Origin of the sequence: Streptosporangium sp. NBC_01469 (assembly GCF_036227305.1) — a bacterium.
In the GTDB taxonomy this organism is placed as follows: Bacteria; Actinomycetota; Actinomycetes; order Streptosporangiales; family Streptosporangiaceae; genus Streptosporangium.
In genome coordinates this window covers 8365283-8385983 of the sequence record NZ_CP109465.1, presented here as the reverse complement: position 1 = coordinate 8385983, position 20701 = coordinate 8365283, and the positions used below count along the sequence as shown (strand labels likewise).

The 20701-nt window shown below is 71.0% G+C and carries 15 protein-coding genes; 9 read left to right on the top strand and 6 right to left on the bottom strand.

Annotation, left to right across the window (positions count from 1 at the left end; all coding sequences use genetic code 11):
• Positions 1–57 precede the first annotated feature (57 nt).
• Positions 58–1197, bottom strand: a complete 1140-nt coding sequence (locus OG587_RS36440; RefSeq protein WP_329083344.1) for an acyltransferase family protein — start codon at positions 1195–1197, stop codon at positions 58–60.
• Positions 1190–1930 carry an alpha/beta hydrolase gene (locus OG587_RS36435; protein WP_329083343.1) on the bottom strand — a complete coding sequence of 247 codons (741 nt, stop codon included), beginning with the start codon at positions 1928–1930 and terminating at the stop codon, positions 1190–1192. Before OG587_RS36435 ends, OG587_RS36440 begins: the two co-directional genes overlap by 8 nt.
• Positions 1931–2212: 282 nt before the next feature.
• Between OG587_RS36435 and OG587_RS36430 the strand changes: the two genes are divergently transcribed.
• Positions 2213–3607, top strand: coding sequence for a VanZ family protein (locus OG587_RS36430; protein WP_329083342.1), 1395 nt, complete (start codon positions 2213–2215; stop codon positions 3605–3607).
• Positions 3608–3643: 36 nt separating this feature from the next.
• Here OG587_RS36430 and OG587_RS36425 read toward each other — a convergent pair whose 3' ends face one another.
• Complete coding sequence (locus OG587_RS36425) at positions 3644–4441, bottom strand: response regulator transcription factor (protein WP_329083341.1); 798 nt, start codon at positions 4439–4441, stop codon at positions 3644–3646.
• A gap of 49 nt (positions 4442–4490) precedes the next feature.
• Positions 4491–5804 carry a sensor histidine kinase gene (locus tag OG587_RS36420; RefSeq protein WP_329083340.1) on the bottom strand — a complete coding sequence of 438 codons (1314 nt, stop codon included), beginning with the start codon at positions 5802–5804 and terminating at the stop codon, positions 4491–4493.
• A gap of 269 nt (positions 5805–6073) precedes the next feature.
• Between OG587_RS36420 and lon the strand changes: the two genes are divergently transcribed.
• The 8 genes from lon (at position 6074) to OG587_RS36380 (ending at position 16724) form a co-directional block, all read left to right on the top strand.
• On the top strand, positions 6074–8440 hold the full coding sequence (gene lon, locus OG587_RS36415) for an endopeptidase La (protein WP_329083339.1): 2367 nt from the start codon (positions 6074–6076) through the stop codon (positions 8438–8440).
• A gap of 160 nt (positions 8441–8600) precedes the next feature.
• The gene (locus OG587_RS36410) at positions 8601–9728 is read left to right on the top strand and encodes a Fic family protein (RefSeq protein WP_329083338.1); all 1128 of its coding nucleotides are present in this window, start codon (positions 8601–8603) and stop codon (positions 9726–9728) included.
• Between the two features lie 89 nt (positions 9729–9817).
• Entirely contained in the window at positions 9818–10780 is a 963-nt protein-coding gene (locus tag OG587_RS36405) for a methionine ABC transporter ATP-binding protein (RefSeq protein WP_329083337.1), read from the top strand.
• Entirely contained in the window at positions 10777–11433 is a 657-nt protein-coding gene (locus OG587_RS36400; RefSeq protein ID WP_329083336.1) for a methionine ABC transporter permease, read from the top strand. Before OG587_RS36405 ends, OG587_RS36400 begins: the two co-directional genes overlap by 4 nt.
• A gap of 169 nt (positions 11434–11602) precedes the next feature.
• A complete protein-coding gene (locus tag OG587_RS36395) occupies positions 11603–12208 on the top strand; it encodes a hypothetical protein (protein ID WP_329083335.1) in 606 nt (201 codons plus the stop codon).
• A 221-nt stretch (positions 12209–12429) separates the two neighbouring features.
• Entirely contained in the window at positions 12430–13965 is a 1536-nt protein-coding gene (locus tag OG587_RS36390) for an acyl-CoA synthetase (RefSeq protein WP_329083334.1), read from the top strand.
• A gap of 239 nt (positions 13966–14204) precedes the next feature.
• Entirely contained in the window at positions 14205–15572 is a 1368-nt protein-coding gene (locus OG587_RS36385; RefSeq protein ID WP_329083333.1) for a S1C family serine protease, read from the top strand.
• A 495-nt stretch (positions 15573–16067) separates the two neighbouring features.
• Entirely contained in the window at positions 16068–16724 is a 657-nt protein-coding gene (locus OG587_RS36380) for an acyl-homoserine-lactone synthase (protein ID WP_329083332.1), read from the top strand.
• Positions 16725–16941: 217 nt separating this feature from the next.
• On the opposite strand, the gene cydC is transcribed toward OG587_RS36380, so the two are convergent.
• A complete protein-coding gene (gene cydC / locus OG587_RS36375) occupies positions 16942–18693 on the bottom strand; it encodes a thiol reductant ABC exporter subunit CydC (protein WP_329083331.1) in 1752 nt (583 codons plus the stop codon).
• Positions 18694–18881: 188 nt separating this feature from the next.
• The gene (gene cydD, locus OG587_RS36370) at positions 18882–20699 is read right to left on the bottom strand and encodes a thiol reductant ABC exporter subunit CydD (RefSeq protein WP_329083330.1); all 1818 of its coding nucleotides are present in this window, start codon (positions 20697–20699) and stop codon (positions 18882–18884) included.
• Positions 20700–20701: the final 2 nt, after the last annotated feature.

The following is a 20701-nucleotide window of genomic DNA, read 5'->3' as shown; positions in this document are numbered from 1 at the left end:
CACTCCGCGACGAGGGAACCTTTTATGACGCAGTGTCACAAAAACCGTGCCACCTCGTCAAGCCGATGACGACACCCTGTCATTAAATCGTCCGCGCACCGATCCCGGAAGCCAGGCGAGCGCGAGAACGGCCGCGAACACCGGCAGCCAGGCCAGCCGGTGCAGCAACCAGACCGGCTCGTCGGGCGCGGCGAGCAGGCCGGGCACGTCGCCGAAGCGCAGGGCGGCGACGGCGATCACGATCACCGCGCTCTGGTGCCACAGGAAGATCGTCATCGCCGACAGGTTGGCCAGCGCGACCGCCGCCCACCACCGGGGACGTCGCATCAGCCGGGCCAGCGGCGCGCGTACGAGCAGCGCCAGCCCCACCTGGGCGATCCCGAAGCAGACCCCGGCCAGGCTGGGCGGGCTGAGGTTGGAGACCGCGGCGCCGGTCACGCCCACCATGCTCGCCGGATACCCGAACCCGCCGGCCAGCAGCGCCGCCCCGGCCGCCCCGCCGGCCAGCAGCGCCACCGCCACCCGTCGCGAGGCGAGCAGCCCGCCCGCCCAGGCGATCCCCAGCGCGTATGGCACCAGCCAGCCGGCGGCCAGGTTCGCCCACCCCGTCCAGGCGGGGGCGTCGAGCCCGTACCTGGCCAGATCCACCCCGAGCACGACCGCGAACGCCACGGCGGCCGTGACGACCGGGTGCGCGCGCAGGAGGAGGGGAGTGGCCGCGGTCAGCGCGGCGAAGACGGCGAGGAACCACAGCGGCCCGATCGCCGGGACCACCATCGCCCTGATCGTTCCCGCCGAGGTCCCGCGCAGCGCCATCCCCACCGCGATCCCTGCCCAGATCAGGGCCAGTGGCACCGCCGGCCCCAGCAGCCTCCCCATCCTGGCCCGCACCCAGGTCCCCGGGTCATGGGCCTCCTGGTCGCGGGCCGCCGCCGAGCGGAGGCCGCGCGCCGCCGCGTAGCCGCCGACGAGGAAGAACACCGCCAGCGTCTGGAACACCCATGACAGCGGTGTGAACTCCGGCAGGTGGCTGAGCGGGCTGGACATGTGGACGGCCCCCGCCGCGCCCCGGTCCCACGCCGTCACCAGCCAGTGCCCCAGCACCACGCCCGCGATCGCCAGCGCCCGCAGCGCGTCCACCCCACGGTCCCTGCTCCCGGGCGTCGCCGCCTCGATCCCGGCCGCGAGGCTAGCCACGGGACACCTCGCCGCCACGGCCGAGCGCGATCAGGGTCAGGTTGCGCAGGGACTCGCCGCCCGGTTCGAAATACTCGCTGTGCCCGGCGGAACCGGTACCGAACAGGCGGGCGCCGAAGGCCGGGCCGGCGGGATCGGGCCCGAATCCGAGCGGGCCGATCCTGAGCTTGGGCACCCCGCGCATCCAGTCGCGGGCGCCGCTGCCCACCCACAGCCGGGTGCCGCCCAGTTCGGCGGCCGACGAGACGCCCAGCCCCGGGCTGCCGAAGACGGCCGTGTCCGCGACCCCGGAACCGGGCACGGCCCCGGCGCACACCACCGAGCCGTAGCTGTGGCACAGCAGGCTGACCCGTTTTCCCCCGAGCGTCCCGGTGATGTATCGCCGCAGGTCGGCGGCCCCTCTTTCGGCGGCCTCGCCGGTCAGCACGCCGAGGCTGAGCGTCGCCGGGCTGTCGTAGCCGAGCCAGGCGACCACCGCCAGCCTCGCCCCGGGGTCCAGCACCCGCGCCTCGGCCAGCAGCGCCCGCGCCCCGCCCCCCGGTGTGCTGTACGGCTTGGCCCTGCCACCGTCGAAGGTGGCGGCCGTGGTGTCGGAGCCGGGGACGACGACCGCGACGTGCTCGGCCGTGCCGAGGTCCCCGTAGACCCGCACCACCCGGTCGCCCGCGGGCGGCGGGACCGTCACGTAGGCGAGCGACGCGGCGGTGGCCACGGCGAGCGTGCGGCGGAACATGCGAGCCTCCTGTCCGGTCTGAGGAACCAGGCAGAACGCTAGGAATCACGGCCCGTAACCCGCGTCACCCCGGGGCGGTCACCTTCTCCGTCCCTCCCGGGAGCGAGGGGGGCTGACGGGCCGCGTCACGGTGTCACGATCTGAACCCTCCGGGTGTCCGAGACCCCGGAAACGGCGAACCGCAGGTATCTGCGTATTGCTGACGTATCTTCTGCCGTGAGGCCGTACGTTCCGCGCTGAGGCCGAATCGTGAGCGCAATTCCGTGAGATGGGACATATCCAGTGGACTACGCGTTGGAGGTCGCGAGGATCCTTCCGATTGTCGTGCTGGCTTCCGTGCTCGTCTACCTGGGAATCCTCCTCGTCACGCGACGCCGGGGGCGGCTTCGGGGGGCACGGATCGTCGCCGAGTTCCTCCTGACCGGATCGGTGGTGACCTATGTCTATGTCACCCAATTCATGGAATTCGGCAATGGGCTGGGAGACCTGCTCAATCTACGACCATTGCACTCCTTCTACCTCGCGACGGAATACGGACTCGCCAACGCGGAGAGTTTCGTGCAGGTCGCATTGAACGTCCTGATCACGGTGCCGATCGGGACGTTGTTCCCCCTGGTGTTCCCGGGGAGGTGGGAGCGCGTCCGGTTCGCGTTCCTCGGCGGGCTGGCCCTCTCGGTCGCGACCGAGGCACTCCAGCTGGCCACGGGCCGCAACGCGGACATCGACGACGTGCTGGCCAACACCGCGGGAGTGGCGTTGGGCACCGCTATCGTCGTGGTCGTCCGCGCCGTCGTGGACCGGGCGCGAGCCTCCGAGGAACGGGCCCGCGTGACGACATGGCGCGTGACGGCGGCCGCGGTGACGATCCTCGGCGTGGTGGCCCCCTTCGTGACCGTCGTCGCGCTCAACGCCGGAGACCGGACCGGAGTCGTCTATTACGGGCACCTGCGCCCCTCCGGGGTGCGCCTTCCCGGCTCGATCCCGGCGCAGGGGGCGAAGGCGAACCTCTACCGCTTCGCGCCCGCCGAGACCCAGGAGGCGACTCTGGCGAGGCTGCGACGCCAGGTCGGCGTCAAGGGGGACTGCGTCAAGAAGGGGGAGGCGTGGATGTGTTCCGGTGAGGCCGCCATGCGGCTCGTGGTTCATTCCCACGGCACCTGGAGCCTCTTCCTCGACTCCGGCGCCGGTGCCAATCCCGATCCCGCCGGGGTTCCCGACGAGAAGGCGGGGTTGCCGCTGGCGCGTGCCCACCTCGCGGATCACGGCATCGATGTCGGCACGCTCACCTACCTCGGTGTCGGCGATGACTGGGAGGACGGCTACCTGCACCTCGACTACGCGAGCCGGGAGCACGGCGGAGACACGCGCCTGTGGGGCAAGGTCTCCGTCACCCTCGGCGAGAAGGGAGAACTGGTCGGGCTCGACGACGCGCGGATACCCGTCGAACTCGTTCGATCCGTCGGGACGATCTCCCCCCGCGCGGCGATCACGATCGCCCAGGATGTCGGGGCCGGTGCCACTCCCGAGATGGCCTCCGTGACGTCGGTCACCGCCTCTCACTACTTCGACGAGGATTCCGGGTACCTGATACCGGTCTGGCAGGTCGAGGGCTCCCTCCCCAACGGGAACCGGCCGGACATCAGCTGGAATCCCGTCATCGACGCCAGGGACGGCTGACGGCTTCACGCCCGCGCGGCCGGATGCCGGCGGGTGTCACTCGCCCGGACGGACCAGGCCCGTCTCGTAGGCGTGGACGATCGCCTGGGCGCGGTCGCGCAGGTTCAGCTTCGCGAAGATCCGGCCCACGTGGGTCTTGACCGTCTGTTCCGACAGCATGAGATCCTTGGCGATCTCCTGGTTGGACCTGCCCCGCGCGATGAGCGCGAGCACCTCCGTCTCCCGCTCGGTGATGTCGTCCAGGCGCCCGCGCGGGCGGCTCGGGCCGACGCGGGCGAACTCCGCGATCAGCCGCCGGGTCACCGAGGGCGCCAGCAGCGCCTCCCCGGCCGCCACCACCCGGACCGCCTCGGCCAGCTGCTGCGCGGAGGCGTCCTTGAGCAGGAAGCCGCTGGCCCCCGCGCGCAGCGCCTCGTACACGTAGTCGTCGAGGTCGAACGTGGTCAGGATCAGCACCTTCGGCACGGAAGGCCGCGCGCCGGGATCGCCGGGCGGGCCGGAGGACGCGGGGGAGCCCGCGGGCGCGACGGGGTCGGCGCCCGGCCGTCCGAGAGCGGCCGAGGGCGCGGGGGGAACGACGGGAACGACGGGAACGACGGGAACGGGGTAGGCGTCGGGGGCGAGGATGCGGCGGGTGGCGGTCAGGCCGTCCATCACCGGCATGCGCACGTCCATCAGCACCACGTCGGGCCGCAGCTCGGCCACCCGCGCCACGGCCTCGGCGCCGTTGGCGGCCTCGCCGACGACCTCGATGTCGGGCTGCGAGCTCAGGAACACGGTGAAACCGGTCCGTACCATGCCCTGGTCGTCGACTATGAGCACCCGGATCGTCATCGAATCCCCTTGAGTGTGGAGACCCCGGGTTCCGGCCCGGGGGAGGAGGTCACGCGTCCTCGGTGATCGGCAGTATGGCGGTGACCGCGAAGCCCGTCCCGGTCGGCCCCACCCAGAGCTTCCCGCCGAGCACGGACACCCGTTCCCGCATCCCGATCAGACCGTGTCCCATGTGTCCAGATTCCTCGGGGGAGCGGTGCCCGGCGTTGTTCGTCACCTGGACGTGCAGCTCGGGGCCGTACCGGACGATCTTCAGCAGGACGGTCGAGCCGGGGGCGTGCCGCATGGCGTTGCTGAGCGACTCCTGGGCGATCCGGTAGGCGGACAGGCTCACCGCGGTGGGCAGTCCCATCAGGTCGCCGATCAGTTTGAGCGTCACGGTGAGCCCGGCGGAGCGCGCGGTGCCGACGAGCTCCTCCAGGCGGCCGAGGCCCGGTTGCGGCGCGGTGTCGGCGTACCCGTCCTCCTCCCTGAGGACGCCCAGCACGCGGCGCATCTCGGTCATGGCCGCGAGGGACAGCGCGCGGATCTCCTTCAGCCCCTCCTCCAGGCGCCGCGCGTCCCCGGACGCCTGCAGCGGGACGGCCTCGGCCTGGATGGCGATCACCGACATGTGGTGGGCGACGACGTCGTGGAGCTCCCTGGCGATCCTGGCCCGTTCCTCCAGCGCGGCCTGGGCCGCGAGCGCCCGCTCGCTGCGCCGCTCCTCCAGAGCCAGAAGCCCGGCGGCCAGCCGCCGGGCGCGCACGTTGTAGCCGAACAGGACGGCCACCGTGACCATGCCGGTGACGACGGCCATCGAGTCGGGATGGATCATCCAGGCGCCAAGGACCGAGACGATCCACACCCCCACGGTGATGTGCCGCTCGCAGCGGACCGCGACCGAGTAGACCACGAGCATGTACATGACCGCGGCGGCCGCGGTGTAGGGGATGCCACTGCTGAGGAACTGCCGTGAGACGACCGTCCCGAGGGGAATGAGCAGGGCCGCGGACCGCCAGGCGGCCAGCGGCCACCGGTCGCGCAGCGCGAGCGGCAGGGAGAAGGCCAGGGCCGCGAACACGAGCCCCTCCCGGTCGAGGGGCGAGCGCGCCTCGGCCGCCTCGCTCTCGAGGTAGGACAGGCCGGAACTGAACAGTGCGAAGGTCAGCAGCAGGTCGCCCAGCAGGACCAGGTCGATCGTCGGGAACGGCAGCAGTTCAAGCGCTCTCGGCACGCGGACGCGGGCACGGGGCCGGGGGCGGGCCGGATCGGACGCGCCGGCCGCCAGCGCCTCGGTGAGCGGGTGGGTCAGCCCTACGGCGGTCTCCCGCACCCTCCGCGTGCGCCGTGCGAGGGACTGCCGCGCGGGACTGGGAGTCATCGGAACAGCCTAGGCAGCGTGGACGTACTCCGCGTCCCACCGTGGGACGACATCTCGGCGTCACCCCACGGAGCCACCGGGGTGTCCGGAAGACCGTCCGGATGTTCGCGGGTGTCACATGGTGACGGTGAGTGACAAAAAGTGTCGGAAAATATGACTAAAAGTAACGATTACACGATTACGATCGCTCACAGCGAACTCGCTCAACCTCGGGAACATTCGCTGGCTCCCATTAATTGAGTGTGTATAACTCAACCCTTGGAGTTCACATGAGTGAGAGCTTGATCCTCCCGGTCCTGCCGCTCGACGACGAGGTCGTGCTGCCGGGCATGGTGGTCCCGCTTGACCTGTCGGAGACCGAAGTCCGGGCCGCGATCGACGCGGCACAGGCTCTCGCTGACAACAAGCCCGAGGTCCTTCTCGTTCCCCGGATCGACGGTCGATACGGCTCGGTGGGCGTGAGGGCGATCGTCGAGCAGGTGGGCAGGCTCCCCGGAGGGGAGCCTGCGGCCGTGGTGCGCGGTGTCGACCGGGTCCGCGTGGGCACCGGCACGACCGGCCCCGGCGCGGCCCTGTGGGTGCAGGCCACCCGCATCCCCGCCGTCGCGGCGGGTGAGCGCGCCCACGAGCTCGCCAAGGAGTACAAGGCCCTGGCCACCACGATCCTGCAGAAGCGGGGCGCGTGGCAGGTCGTCGACGCGGTCAACCAGATGGACGACCCCTCGATCCTCGCCGACAACTCCGGGTACGCCCCCTGGCTGAGCACCCCGCGCAAGGCCGAGATCCTCCAGACCGCCGACCCGGCCGACCGCTTGGAGAAGCTGGTCGAGTGGTCGCGCGAGCACCTGGCCGAGCTCGACGTGGCCGAGACGATCCGCAAGGACGTCCAGGAGGGCATGGAGAAGCAGCAGCGCGAGTTCCTGCTCCGCCAGCAGCTCGCCGCCGTCCGCAAGGAGCTCGCCGAGCTGAACGGCGACACCTCCTCCGAGGAGGAGGACTACCGCTCCCGCGTCGAGGCCGCCGACCTGCCCGGGAAGGTGCGCGAGGCCGCGCTCAAGGAGGTCGACAAGCTGGAGCGGACCTCCGACCAGTCTCCCGAGACCGGCTGGATCCGCACCTGGCTCGACACCGTCCTCGACATCCCGTGGAACGAGCGGACCGAGGACTCCTACGACATCGCCGCGGCCCGCGCCGTCCTCGACGCCGACCACACCGGCCTCGACGACGTCAAGGACCGCATCATCGAATACCTGGCCGTCCGCGGGCGCAGGGCCGAGAAGGGCCTCGGCGTGGTCGGCGGGCGCCGCAGCGGCGCCGTGCTGGCGCTGGCCGGTCCCCCCGGGGTCGGCAAGACCTCCCTCGGCGAGTCCGTGGCCCGCGCCATGGGCCGCAAGTTCGTCCGGGTCGCGCTCGGCGGCGTGCGCGACGAGGCCGAGATCCGCGGTCACCGGCGCACCTACGTCGGCGCCCAGTCCGGCCGGATCGTCCGGGCCGTCCGCGAGGCCGGTTCGATGAACCCGGTCGTGCTGCTCGACGAGGTCGACAAGGTCGGCTCCGACTACCGGGGCGACCCGACGGCCGCGCTGCTCGAGGTGCTCGACCCGGCGCAGAACCACACCTTCCGCGACCACTACCTGGAGGTGGAGCTCGACCTCAGCGACGTGCTCTTCCTGGCTACCGCCAACGTGCTGGAGGCCATCCCCGGCCCGCTGCTGGACCGCATGGAGATCGTGACGCTCGACGGCTACACCGAGGACGAGAAGGTCGCGATCGCCCGCGACCACCTGCTCCCGCGCCAGCTCGACAAGGCCGGTCTCACCGCGGAGGACGTCACCGTCGGCGAGGGCGCGCTGCGCAAGCTCGCCGGTGAGTACACCAGGGAGGCCGGGGTCCGGTCCCTGGAGCGCTCGATCGCCAGGATCCTGCGCAAGGTGACGGCCAACGTCGCGCTCGGCGAGAGCGAGCTGCCCGTGACGGTGGAGGACCTGGTCCCCTACCTGGGCCGCCCGCGCAACGTGCCGGAGTCCTCGCTCCCCGAGTCCAGCCAGCGTACGGCGGTGCCCGGCGTGGCCACCGGCCTGGCGGTCACCGGGGCGGGCGGTGACGTCCTCTACGTGGAGGCGTCCCTGGCCGACCCCGAGACCGGCGACACCGGCCTGATCCTGACCGGCCAGCTCGGCGACGTCATGAAGGAGTCGGCCAAGATAGCGCTCTCCTACCTGCGCTCGCGGGGGGCGGAGCTGGAGCTGCCGGTCGGTTCCCTCAAGGACCGCTCGGTGCACGTCCACTTCCCGGCCGGAGCCGTTCCCAAGGACGGCCCGTCCGCGGGCGTCACCCTGATCACCGCCCTGGCCTCGCTGCTCTCCGGCCGGCAGGTCCGCGGTGACGTGGCGATGACCGGCGAGGTCTCCCTCACCGGCCGGGTGCTCCCGATCGGCGGGGTCAAGCAGAAGCTGCTGGCCGCCCACCGGGCGGGCATCACGACCGTGCTGATCCCGGCGCGCAACGAGCCCGACCTGGACGACGTCCCGCAGGCCGTCCGCGACGAGCTCACCGTGCACACGGTGAGCGACGTGCGCGAGGTCCTGGAGATCGCGCTCACCTCGGCCAAGGTGGCCGAGCACGCCGCAGCCTGACCCGTGCCCTCCGGGACGGCCCGTTCTCTCCTCGGAGAGGGCGGGCCGTCTCGCCGTGTCCGGGCCGGGGCACTCTCGGACGGAACAGACGTAACGAATATAAATGGACGAATCATTAAGTCGCTTGACCAAATGATTCGTCTATGCTGGCATGGGCTCCATGCTGTACGGAACGCCTCCTCTGGAGGCCGTCGACGAAGCGGTCCTCGGCGAGATCGAAGAGCTGCGCCGCGACCTGAAATACCGCCTCGCGGAGCCCCACCGCTGGGACGGCCAGCTCCGGCGCCAGCTCCAGGCGCGGGCCATCCAGGGCTCCAACTCGATCGAAGGTTACCGGGCCAGCGTCGAGGACATCGAGTCCATCATGGCCGGTGAGGAGCCCCTGGACACCTCCGCCGCGGTCGCCAGGGAGATCTCCGGGTATCAGCAGGCGCTGACCTACATCCAGATACTCTCCCGGGCGCCGGTCTTCGCGTTCGACGCCGGCCTGCTCCACGCGCTCAACTTCATGATGATCGGTCACCACCACGACAAGACGCCGGGCGCGGTGCGGCCCGGTGGCATCTACGTCCGTAACTCCGCCACCGGGGAGGTCGTCTACGAGGGGCCCGACGCCGAACGGGTGCCGGAGCTCATGGCCGAGCTGGTCGGCTGGCTCAACGAGGGCGACCTGGAGGCGCCGAGCTACGTGCGGGCGGCGATGGCCCACTTCAACCTGGTGAGCGTCCATCCCTGGCGGGACGGCAACGGCCGCATGTCGCGGGCGCTCCAGACACTCGTGCTCGGCAGAGATCGGATCACGACCCCGGAGTTCTCCTCCATCGAAGAGTGGCTGGGGCAGGACAGGAACACTTACGACTACTACGACGCTTTGGCCGAGATACAGCGGCGGCACTGGAGCCCGCACGGGGACACGCTGCACTGGGTGCGCTTCTGCCTGCGCGCCCACCACCTCCAGGCTCAGCGGGTCGGGCGCAGGCTCGCCGAGGCGGGGGAGGTGTGGATGCTCCTGGAGGAGCGGGTCGACGCCGACGGGCTCAACACCCGGACCGTCTCGGCGCTCTACGAGGTGTTCGTCAACCGGCGGCTGCGCCGGAGCAGATACCAGCTGGACGAGTCGCTCAGCCAGGGGCAGGCGGCCAGGGACCTGCGCGACCTGGCGGCCAAGGGCTGGCTGACGCCGTACGGGGAGACCAAGGGCCGCTTCTACGCGCCCGGGGAGCGGATGCGGGCGATCAAGGAGGATTTCGCTCAGCGGGTCGTCCCCCTGCGGGACCCGTACCGGTAGTGACCGGAGACGAATGTTCGTGACGGGTGATCGGTTTCACATAACATGTCGGGAATGAGGGCAAATGAGGGGCGCGTTGGGGACCAGCTGTGATCGATGTGTCTGGCCTGCGGAAGGTCTATCAGGATCGGGGCCGAGAGATGGTCGCCGTCGACGGTGTGGATCTCCACGTCCGCGAGGGTGAGATATACGGCGTTCTCGGGCAGAGCGGTGCCGGAAAGAGCACGCTGCTGCGTTGCGTGAACCTCCTGGAGCGGCCCACCTCCGGCACCGTCTCGGTGGCGGGGCAGGAGCTGACCGGCCTGGGCGAGGGGGACCTGCGCAGGGCCCGGCAGCGGATCGGGATGATCCACCAGCACTTCGCCCTGCTCTCCTCCCGCACGGTCGCCGGGAACGTCGCCTTCCCGCTGGAGGTCATGGGGGTGGCCAAGGCCGAGCGCGTCAGGCGTACGGCCGAGCTGCTGGAGCTGGTCGGGCTGGCCGACAAGGCCGGGGCGCACCCCGCGCAGCTGTCGGGCGGGCAGAAGCAGCGGGTCGGCATCGCCCGCGCGCTGGCCGGAAGCCCTCCCGTCCTGCTCTCGGACGAGGCCACCTCGGCGCTCGACCCCGGTACCACGCAGTCGATCCTGGCCCTGCTCAAGCGCCTCAACCGCGAGCTCAACCTGACGATCCTGCTGATCACCCACGAGATGCACGTCGTGAAGTCGATCTGCGACTCGGTCGCCATCATGCGGGACGGCCTGGTCGAGGAGTCGGGGACCATCCCCGAGCTGATCTCCAGGCCCGGCTCCAGGCTCGCCGCGGAGCTGTTCCCCCTCCCGGAGCCGGAGCCGGGGCACGTCACGATCACCTTCACCGGGCAGGCCGGCGAGCCGGTGGTCTCGCAGGTGGTCCGCAAGTTCGACGTGGACGTCAACATCCTCGGCGGGGCGCTGGAGGAGGTGGCGGGCCTCTCGACGGGACGGCTGCGCCTGCTCGTCACCGGTGACGAGCGCGCCGCCGCGCTCACCTACCTGGCCGAACGCGGCCTGCTCGTCGAGGAGGCCCGATGACCTGGGAAGAGATGTTCCCGCTGCTGCTGGAGTCGACCGGCCAGACCGTCCAGATGGTCCTGTGGTCGACCCTGTTCACGGTGATCCTCGGCCTCCCGCTCGGGGTGGCGCTGGTCGCCACCGACCGGGGCGGGCTGTTCCCCTCGCCCGCGCTCAACCGGGTGCTCGGGCTGATCGTCAACATCGGCCGCTCGCTGCCCTTCATCGTGCTGATGATCGCGATTCTCCCGCTGACCAGGCTGATCGTCGGCACGACCATCGGCACCATCGCCTCGGTGGTCCCGCTGACGCTCGGCGCGGCGCCGTTCTTCGCCCGGCTGGTGGAGACCGCGCTGCGCGAGGTCGGCAGGGACAAGGTGCAGGCCGCCCAGGCCATGGGGGCCGGGCGGGTGACCATCGTCGGCAAGGTCCTGCTGCCCGAGGCGATGCCCGGCCTGGTCGCGGGGCTCACGGTGACCGTGGTCGCGCTGATCTCATACTCGGCGATGGCCGGGGCGATCGGCGGGGGAGGGCTGGGGGACCTGGCCATCCGCTACGGCTACCAGCGTTTCGAGACCACGCTCATGATTGTCACCGTTGTCGTGCTGGTCGTCGTCGTGCAGCTCGTGCAGACCCTGGGTGATACGGTCGCCCGTCGTCTCGCGCGTAACTGACCGGATTGCCACACTGATCATTTACCCTTATTTCATGATTTGTCCGGTAAGTAATCTGATTTGATCATTGGCGTGGCCTTGTCTTTTAAGTGAAGTGAAAGTGACGGGCAATCGGCGCGTCGTACAACTTGGGTGTCAAAATCCTCACTCCCGAGAGGAACCCCTCGAAATGCGATTCGCCAGCCGAATCATCCTGGGCGCCGGTGTCGCCGCCCTGCTCACCACGGCTACCCCGGCGATGGCCAGCGCCGCGACCGTGACCCCCGTCCAGACCGTCGCCGCGACCACCTCCGCGGCCCCCTTCTTCGTCGACAGCTGGGGACCGTACTACTCCGGTGACGAGAAGGCGGAGGCCGAAGGCAAGGTCGCCGTGGAGAAGAAATCACAGAAGCACTGGTACTGGAAGAAGTATTCCAAGATCGTCAAGAAGTGCACCTGGTACAAGGGTGAAAAGAAGTGCAAGTGGGTGAAGCAGTGGTTCAAGAAGCGCGCGTGGAAGTGGGAGCACGAATACCACTACACCGTCGGTAGCAAGCTCACCAACCACAAGTGGTGGAGCAAGCCCAAGCACTTCTGTGCGTGGGAGACCTTCAAGGTCGTGGGCTTCGACGGCTCGACCACCTTCAAGAGCTTCAAGAACTGCTCCAAGAAGCCCGGCTTCTACTCCTTCTCCGGTAAGGACGCCGAGCACATCTACGTCAAGGTGAGCCGGGGCGACCAGGGGCACCCCAACGGTTACCAGAGTGGCTGGGAGCACATCTACAGCCACGCCTGATCCATACGGTCAGGCCCCCGCAGGGCCTGATCGCCACTGGGCCGCGATCTCGTCCGCGAGGTCGCGGCCCAGCCGCGCACGGCCTCCGAAGGGCTTCGGAAGGGTCCGGGAGGAGCCTGGGGGAGCCCTCGGAAGGCCTCGGAAGGGGCTGAGACCGGCGCCGGGGGCCCGGCCGCGCGGGCACTTCTCACCGAACTTCTCGCCGAGTAATGTTCGGTTTCATGCACCCGGGAGCGATCGCAGCAGTCTCGCCGGACAAGCCCGCTGTGATCATGGCGGACTCCGGGCGGGTCGTCACCTACCGCGAGCTGGACGAGGAGTCCAACCGCCTCGCCCACCTCCTCCGTGCCGCCGGGCTGCGGCCGGGTGACCACGTCGCCTTCATGTTGGAGAACCACCCGCTGTTCCTGGCGGTCGCGTGGGCCGCGCACCGCTCGGGCCTGTACTACACCGCGATCAGCTCACGCCTGAAGACCGACGAGCTCGCCTACATCGTCGACAACTGCGGAGCCAGGGTCTTCGTCTCCTCGGCCGCCCTCGCGGACGTGGCCGTCTCCATCGCGGACCTCACGCCGGGCGTCGGGCTCCGGCTCATGCTGGACGGCGTGGCCCCCGGCTTCGACTCGTACGAGAAGGCCGTCGCGGCCCACCCCGCCACCCCCGTCGAGGACGAGTGCCAGGGCGCGGACATGCTCTACTCCTCGGGCACCACCGGACGGCCCAAGGGCATCAAGCCCAACCTCTCCAAGGCTCCGCTGGACACCCCGGGGGCGCTGCTGCAGCTCATCCGGTTCCTGTTCGCGCCCTCCGCCGACAGCGTCTACCTCTCCCCGGCGCCGCTGTACCACGCCGCCCCGCTGCGCTACTGCATGAGCTTCCAGCGGATGGGCGCCACGCTCGTCGTCATGGAGAGGTTCGATCCCGAGCAGGCGCTCGCGCTCATCGAGAGACACCGCGTCACCCACTCGCAGTGGGTGCCGACCATGTTCATCAAGATGCTCAAGCTGCCCGAGGAGACCCGCGCGCGGTACGACCTGTCGTCGCTGACCTGCGCGATCCACGCCGCCGCCCCCTGCCCCGTCCCCGTCAAGGAACGGATGATCGACTGGTGGGGGCCGATCATCCACGAGTACTACGCCGGTACCGAGGGCAACGGCCTCCTGTACGCCGGGTCGCAGGACTGGCTCGCGCACCGGGGCACGGTCGGCCGCCCGATGCTCGGCGTCGTCCACATCTGCGACGAGGACGGCGAGGAGCTGCCGCCGCGCGAGCACGGCACGGTCTACTTCTCCGACGGCCCTCGGTTCGTCTACCACGGCGACGAGGACAAGACGCGGGCCTCGCGCGATCCCAAGGGCCGGGGCTGGACCACGCTCGGGGACATCGGCTACCTCGACGAGGAGGGTTTCCTCTATCTCACCGACCGCCGCTCCTACATGATCATTTCCGGCGGGGTCAACGTCTACCCGCAGGAGGCCGAGAACGTGCTGTCCGTCCACCCCGAGGTGGTGGACGTGGCCGTCTTCGGCGTCCCCGACGAGGAGATGGGCGAGCAGGTCAAGGCCGTCGTCCAGCCGGTCTCCATGGACCTGGCGGGCCCGGAGCTGGAGGCCGAGCTGATCGAGTACTGCCGCTCGGCACTCGCGCCCTACAAGTGTCCCCGGTCGGTCGACTTCCGCGAGGAACTGCCCAGGCACCCCACCGGAAAGCTCTACAAGCGCCTCCTGCGCGACGAGTACTGGCCCACCCCCTCCTGAGCCTGCCCGGCGGAGGTCTTCGGGGTCCGCGAGGGGTGGCCGCAAAGTATTCGCCCGGTGATTTCCAATGATCGTGACCCTCGCTGAGCACGGCGGATAAAGCCGTTGTCAGAGGATTCCGATCATCGCGTTCAGGCTCTTAACCTGGGCTTACGTGCGGTCGGGCATTGTTTTCCCTAACCGGTGAGCACCGGCTTCCGCCCCGTCGAACCGGGGGGATGTAGGACTTGGGGGAAGACATGGACCCGAACAGGAATGAGCAGCAGGGCACACCGGCCGAGGCGACCCCCGGGAACGACGGCTGGACCCAGTTCGGCAAGGTTCCGCCGCGCGCCGGCGCCTACCGTGCCGGCGCCGACACCGGGCCGCAGCCGACGCTGATCCACCCGGTGCCGGAACAGCTCGCCGCCGAGGCGCCCGGAGGGGCCGGGGGGCCCGGGGGATACGGGGGAGCGGGGGGACCGGGGGCGGTCCCCCCGCAGCGAGGACGGCTCACCGCCGGGCAGAGGATAGGCACCGGTCTCGCACTGGCGGCCATGGCCGTCGGTGGCGGAGTCGCGGGGGCCTTCGTCGCGACGAGTTTCAACGGCAGCGCCACCGCCCAGGTCTCGTCGTCCAGCCCGGTGGTCAGCCAGGTCGGCAACGTGACCACGGTCGCCGACATCGCCCAGGCCGTCCAGCCCTCCGTGGTGTCGATCGAGATCAGGACCGCCGCCGGTGGGGGCGAGGGGTCCGGGGTGGTCCTGTCGGCCGACGGCCTGATCCTGACCAACAACCACGTGGTGGAGGCTGGGGGCCAGGGGGGTCCGGGCAGCCAGGTGACCGTCAAGTTCAGCGACGGGAAGTCCGCCACCGCGAAGATCATCGGCACCGACCCGGCCACCGACCTCGCGGTCATCAAGGCGGAGGGCGTCTCCGGCCTCACCAAGGCCTCGCTCGGCGACAGCGACCGGCTGAAGGTGGGTGACTCCGTCCTCGCCATCGGCAGCCCGCTCGGCCTGTCCGGCTCGGTCACCGCCGGGATCGTCAGCGCGCTGAACCGTACCCTGACCGTCGGCGGCGACCAGGGCCAGCAGCAGCTCCCGCCCGGCTGGGGCAGGCAGCAGCAGAGCGGAAGCGGGAGCACCACCATCGGCGGCGCCATCCAGACCGACGCGGCGATCAACCCCGGCAACTCGGGAGGGGCGCTGGTCAACGCGGCCGGGCAGGTGGTGGGGATCAACACCGCCATCGCCACCAACGGCGGGGAGGGCAGCATCGGCGTCGGCTTCGCCATCCCCATCACCACCGCCAACCAGGTCGCCCAGCAGCTCATCGAGAGCGGCAAGGTCTCCCACGCCTTCCTGGGCGTGAGCGTGACCGACGCCACCGGGGACGCGGGCGGCGCCCTGGTCGGCCAGGTCACCGAGGGAAGCCCCGCGGCCAAGGCGGGCATCGAGCAGGGCGACCTGATCACCAAGATCAACAACACGGTCGTGGACGAGGCCGCCACCGTGGTCGGAGCCGTCCGCGGCTTCAAGCCCGGCCAGCAGGTGACCATCGCCTACGTCCGCGACGGGCGGCCCGGCACCGTCACCGTGACCCTCGCCGAGAAGACCGGCGAGTAACGGCTCAGGGGCGGGCGCGCCGCCGGGGTCGTGGACATGTGCCACGACCCCGGCGGCGCGTTCATGTCCGGGCCCCGTCGTCCGGGGATTCCCGAGATACCGCTCTCTCGCTTCGCGGGCAGGATGCCAGGAGTTCGAATCTCCTGATATGGCGGCCGCCGTTCGTCAGCTGAGCCGGGTGTGTACGAAGATGTGGGCGCGGCCGGATCCGGCGGGGTCATGGGGCCAGACGAAGCCCGTATGATCGCGGAACGGCCTTCGATCTGTACGCGGGAATTCCGGTCACCGAATACGCGGCGGCCCTGAAATGGTACGAACGGCTGTTGGGCTCTTCCCAGCCGGACCCGGTCGGCGTGTTGGCGCTTCCGACCTCCGTCGTGCGGTGGCACCGGGCGAGACCGGCAAGCGACAGCCCGGCCAATCCGAACAGCGGGATGCCACGAACAAGGAGAAAAAGTAATCGGCGGGAAAGCCGGTCATTTCTCAGGGGTTCTCGTGGACGATCCGCCACCGAGGTTGTGCGCCCAGCGAATTATCGTCGGCCGCGCGGGCGAACTGCCGGCGTGGCTGCTCGATGGTATGTTCCGCTTGCGGCACGAAGTGTTCTACGAGCGCCTGCGCTGGGACGTCGACAGCGTTCACGGCATGGAACGCGATTTCTACGATGACTGCGATCCGGTCTACGTGATCAGCTATCGGGTGGACTGCCAGGAGGTCACGGGGTGCTGCCGGCTGCTGCCCACCGACGGCCGTTACATGCTCCCCGAGGTCTTTTCCGAGACGTTGCGCGGTGGTGCGGCTCCTCGTGATCCGGCCATCTGGGAGCTGAGCCGCCTGGCCACCGGCCGGGGCGGGTCTCGTACCGTGGCGGCGGGTCTCGGCCCCCTCGCTCGTGCGCTGCTCTGGAAGGCGTTCCGCTGGGTCGATCGGCACGGCGAAGCGGTGGTAGCGGTTTCGGGCGTGGCCCTGGAGCGCAGCGTGAATGCGATGGGTGTTCCTACCCGGCGATTAGGCGATGGCCAAGCGGCGCGCCTCGGCAAGCTTCTCTGCTCCGCCTACATCACCTCGACCAGGGATTTTCTGGAAAACGCGCCCCCTGTTCCGGAAATGGAGACTGATTGTCACGGCGGTTGTGCCGCCGCTCGGGGCTGAGAGGCGACGTGGAAGGCCGTAGGCAGGTGCCGGCCGGTACGTCCGAAGCACACGCCGCCACGCCCGTTCTACCGGGCTCTACCGGACAGTAGGACGACGGTGGATCGCCGTGGACCGTATGCGCAGGTGGGGGCGGGTATCGCCCATAGTTCCGCCCCCACCCGGGTGGCTTTGAACGCGGCTCTTCGAACGCGGTCAGGAAGCGCTTCGGGGGTGCTCAGCGCCCGGCGGTCAGCGCCTCCGACCGCCACAGGTCGCGGTAGTAGCCGGGAGCGGACACCAGCTCCCGGTGGGTGCCCCGCTGCGTCACCGAACCGTTCTCCAGCACGACGATCTCGTCCATCGGCTCCAGCCCGCGCAGGCGGTGCGTGACGAGCAGCGTCGTGTGGCCGTGGGTGGCGTCCAGGAGGTCGGCCATGAGCGCGTCCGCCGTCGTCTCGTCCAGAGCCTCGGCCGGCTCGTCCAGCAGCAGCACCGGCGGGTCGTGCAGCAGCGCCCTCGCCAGAGCCAGCCGCTGCAGTTGGCCCCCGGACACCGTACGCCCGTCCTCCCCGAGCACCGCGTCCCAGCCGGTCCGCTCCACCCACCGGTCCAGGCGTGCTCGCCGCACCGCCTCGGCCAGCTCACCGTCACCGGCCTCCGGGCCCGCCAGCCGCAGGTTGTCCCGTACCGATGTCTGGAACACGTACGGATCCTGCGTGAGCCCGGTCATCACCCGCCGGGTGTCGTCGGCGGCCAGCTCCCGGACGTCCACCCCGCTGATCCGGATCGTCCCCGACTCGGGCTCGACGAGGCGCATCAGGGCCGACAGCAGGGTGCTCTTCCCCGCGCCGCTGGGGCCGACCAGGGCGACGCGCCTGCCGGGGGTGAGGGTCAGGCTGACGCCGTCCAGCGCGGGGGGAAGTCCGGGGCCGTGCCGGACCACCAGGTCCTCGACGTCGACGGTGGGCGGCCCGTCGGGGACCGCGACGGGAACGGCCGGGTCGGCCACCGCCGGTGGGGTCGCGCCCACCTCCCGCAGGCGGCGCAGGGCGGCGAGCACCCCGGTCAGCCGCTCCCCTGCCGCGGCCATCGGCAGCACCGGCTCGAAGCACACCAGCGAGATCAGCGCGAGCACCGCGGTGGTCACGGCTCCCGCCCCGGAGTTCCTCGCCAGCAGGACGACGGCCGCCACGGTCAGCCCCTGGGTGAGCAGGCCCAGGGCCGAGGCCACCGCGTTCGCCCGCGCCTGCCTGCGCTCCAGCGCCGCCAGCCGGGCATCGGTCTCGGCGGCGGCGGCCAGTGCCCGCTCGTCCGCCCCGTAGGCGGCCAGGTCGGCCGCCCCGTGCACCAGGTCGGCGACCCGGGCCGCGAGGTCCGCCCGCGCCGGGGCGATCCGCGCCGACCAGCGCCGCGCGGCGGCGGCCGTGCCCGCCGGGATCAGCACCCCGGCCACCAGCAGCCCGGCCAGGAGCGCCGGCACCGCCACCGGGAGCAGGAACAGCCCGATCACCACCGCGGCCACGGCGGTGACCAGCGCCGCGATCGCCGGGAGCAGGCAGCGTACGAGCAGGTCCTGTACCGCGTCGGTGTCGTCGACCATGCGGCTGAGCAGGTCGGCCCCCCGCTGGTTCAGCGATCCCGCGGGGATGAGCGCCTGGTAGAGCCGCTCCCTGGTCGTCGCCTGGGCCCGCAGAGCCACGTCGTGACCGGCCAGGCGCTCCCCGTAGCGGAAGACGCCCTTGGTCGTCGCGAACGCCCTCACCCCGACGATCGCCACGCTCAGCGCCGCCAGCGGCGGTTGCTCGGCGGCCCTGGTGATGAGCCAGGCGGCGGACCCGATCAGCCCGAGCCCGACCAGCTCGGCCGCCGCCCCCGCCGCCGCCGCGAGGACCAGCCGCCCGCCGGTCCGGCTCGCCGGTCGCTCACCTGTCCGCTCCACCGGCTCCTCGTCGGTCCGGCTCGTCGGCCGCCCGCCGGTTCGGTTCACAGGCTCCTCGTCGGTCTGGCTCGTCGGCCGCCCGCCGGTCCGGTCCACCGGCTTCCCGCCGGTTCGGCCCGTCGGCCGTTCGTCTGTCCGGCCCGCAGGTCGCCCGTCGGTTCGGTCCACCGGTCGTTCGTCTGTCCGGGGCGCCGGTCGTCCACCCGCTCGGCCCGCCGGGATCCCGTCGGCGTCGGTCACGAGGAGATCTCCTCTCGTGTCCCCGCCCGGGGTCTCTCCCCGGCCACCACGCGGCCGTCGGCGATCCGGATCACCCGGTCGGCCAGGTCGATCATCGCGGGCCGGTGGGCGACGATCACGGCGGTGCGGCCCTCGGCGAGGTCGCGGGTCGCGCTCACGACCGCGCCCTCGCTGCGGCCGTCGAGTCGCGCGGTCGGCTCGTCCAGCAGGAGCAGCCCGGCGTCCGGGCGGCAGAACGCGCGGGCCAGCGCGACCCGCTGCCGCTGCCCGGCCGACAGGTTCGTCCCCCGCTCGCCGAGCACGGTGTCGTACCCCTCCGGCAGCGCCGTGACGAACTCGTCGGCCTGCGCGGCCCGCGCCGCGGCCCTGATCTCGCCGATGGTCGCGCCGGGGGCGCCGAGCCCGATGTTGTCGGCCACCGAGGTGGCGAAGAGGTGCGGGCGCTGCGGTACGAACGCCAGTCGCGCGCGCCAGGAGTCGTGGTCACCGATCTCGGCACCGTCGACCAGCACCCTGCCCTCCGAGGGGGTGACGAAGCCGAGCAGCAGGTGGAGCAGGGTGCTCTTGCCCGCTCCGCTCTCGCCGACCAGCGCCACCCGCTCACCGGGCGCGATCACCAGCGACACGTCCTCCAGCGCGGCCTCCTCCCGGTCCGGGTAGCGCACCGTGACGTGCTCCAGCCGGATCTCCGGCGCCCTTCCCGCCCCGGATCCCGGCGCCGGTCCCGATTCCGGTCCAGGTCCCGGTTTCCGCGGGGTTCCCGCCGCCGTACGCGTGCCCGCCTGCCCGTCGCGCGGAAGCCCCGCCTCGGAGACCTCGGGGACCTCGAAGACCTCGAAGACCTCAGGGACCTCTGAGGTCCCCGAGACCTTCGCCGCCCCGGTCTCGCCGTCGAGTACGGAGAACGCCTCGTCGGCGGCGGCTACCCCCTCCATCGCCGCGTGGAACCTGCCACCCATGTTGCGCAGCGGCAGGTACGCCTCCGGTGCCAGGAGCAGGACCAGCAGCGCGGTCGACAGGTCCAGGGAACCGGACAGCAGCCGCAGGCCCACCGGGACGGCGACCAGGGCCAGTGACAGGGACGCGGCCAGCTCCAGCACCAGCGAGGACAGGAACGCCACCCGCAGCGTGCGCATCGTCGCGACCCGGTGGGCGTCGGCCACCCGCCGGATCACCTCCGCCTGGTAGCGGGCCCTGCCGAAGGCGCGCAGCGTGGGAAGGCCCCTGACCACGTCCAGGAAGTGCCCGCCGAGGCGGGACAGGGCCTTCCACTGGCGTTCGGTCACGGCCTTGGTGTGCATGCCGACCAGCGCCCCGAAGATCGGGATGAGCGGCAGCGTGACCAGCACGATCACCGCGCTGGCCAGGTCGGCGGTGAACAACCGGACGAGCACCGCGATCGGCACGACGCCCGCGACGGCCACCGCGGGCAGGTAGCCCGACAGGTAGGGGTCGAGGGCGTCCAGACCCCGGCCGGTCAGGGTCACCAGCTCGCCCGAGCGCTGGGAGGCCGGCCTGACGGGGCCCAGATCCCGCAGCCGCGCCAGCAGGCGGTGCCGCAGGGCGGACTTCACCCCGGTGGTCATGCGCCCGGCGGCGATCCCCTGCCCCAGGGTGAGCAGCGCCCGGACGCCGACGACCAGCGCCAGCAGGACCAGGGCCGGGGCCGCGAACCGCCCGGACAGCACCCCGGCGAGCAGCTCCGCCTGGACGAGGACGAGCAGCCCGGTCAGGACGGCGGCGGCCAGGCACACGGCCAGGTGACGGCGGACGGCCCGCTCGCCCAGTGCCAGCCGTACGAGATCCTTGTGCATGC

Bases quoted from the DNA above. Each gene is read 5' to 3' on its own strand.
- OG587_RS36435 (WP_329083343.1), bottom strand. From the start codon at position 1,930: ATGTTCCGCCGCACGCTCGCCGTGGCCACCGCCGCGTCGCTCGCCTAC.
- OG587_RS36425 (WP_329083341.1), bottom strand. From the start codon at position 4,441: ATGACGATCCGGGTGCTCATAGTCGACGACCAGGGCATGGTACGGACC.
- OG587_RS36420 (WP_329083340.1), bottom strand. From the start codon at position 5,804: ATGACTCCCAGTCCCGCGCGGCAGTCCCTCGCACGGCGCACGCGGAGG.
- lon (WP_329083339.1), top strand. From the start codon at position 6,074: ATGAGTGAGAGCTTGATCCTCCCGGTCCTGCCGCTCGACGACGAGGTC.
- OG587_RS36410 (WP_329083338.1), top strand. From the start codon at position 8,601: ATGCTGTACGGAACGCCTCCTCTGGAGGCCGTCGACGAAGCGGTCCTC.
- OG587_RS36400 (WP_329083336.1), top strand. From the start codon at position 10,777: ATGACCTGGGAAGAGATGTTCCCGCTGCTGCTGGAGTCGACCGGCCAG.
- OG587_RS36395 (WP_329083335.1), top strand. From the start codon at position 11,603: ATGCGATTCGCCAGCCGAATCATCCTGGGCGCCGGTGTCGCCGCCCTG.
- OG587_RS36390 (WP_329083334.1), top strand. From the start codon at position 12,430: ATGCACCCGGGAGCGATCGCAGCAGTCTCGCCGGACAAGCCCGCTGTG.
- OG587_RS36385 (WP_329083333.1), top strand. From the start codon at position 14,205: ATGGACCCGAACAGGAATGAGCAGCAGGGCACACCGGCCGAGGCGACC.
- cydD (WP_329083330.1), bottom strand. From the start codon at position 20,699: ATGCACAAGGATCTCGTACGGCTGGCACTGGGCGAGCGGGCCGTCCGC.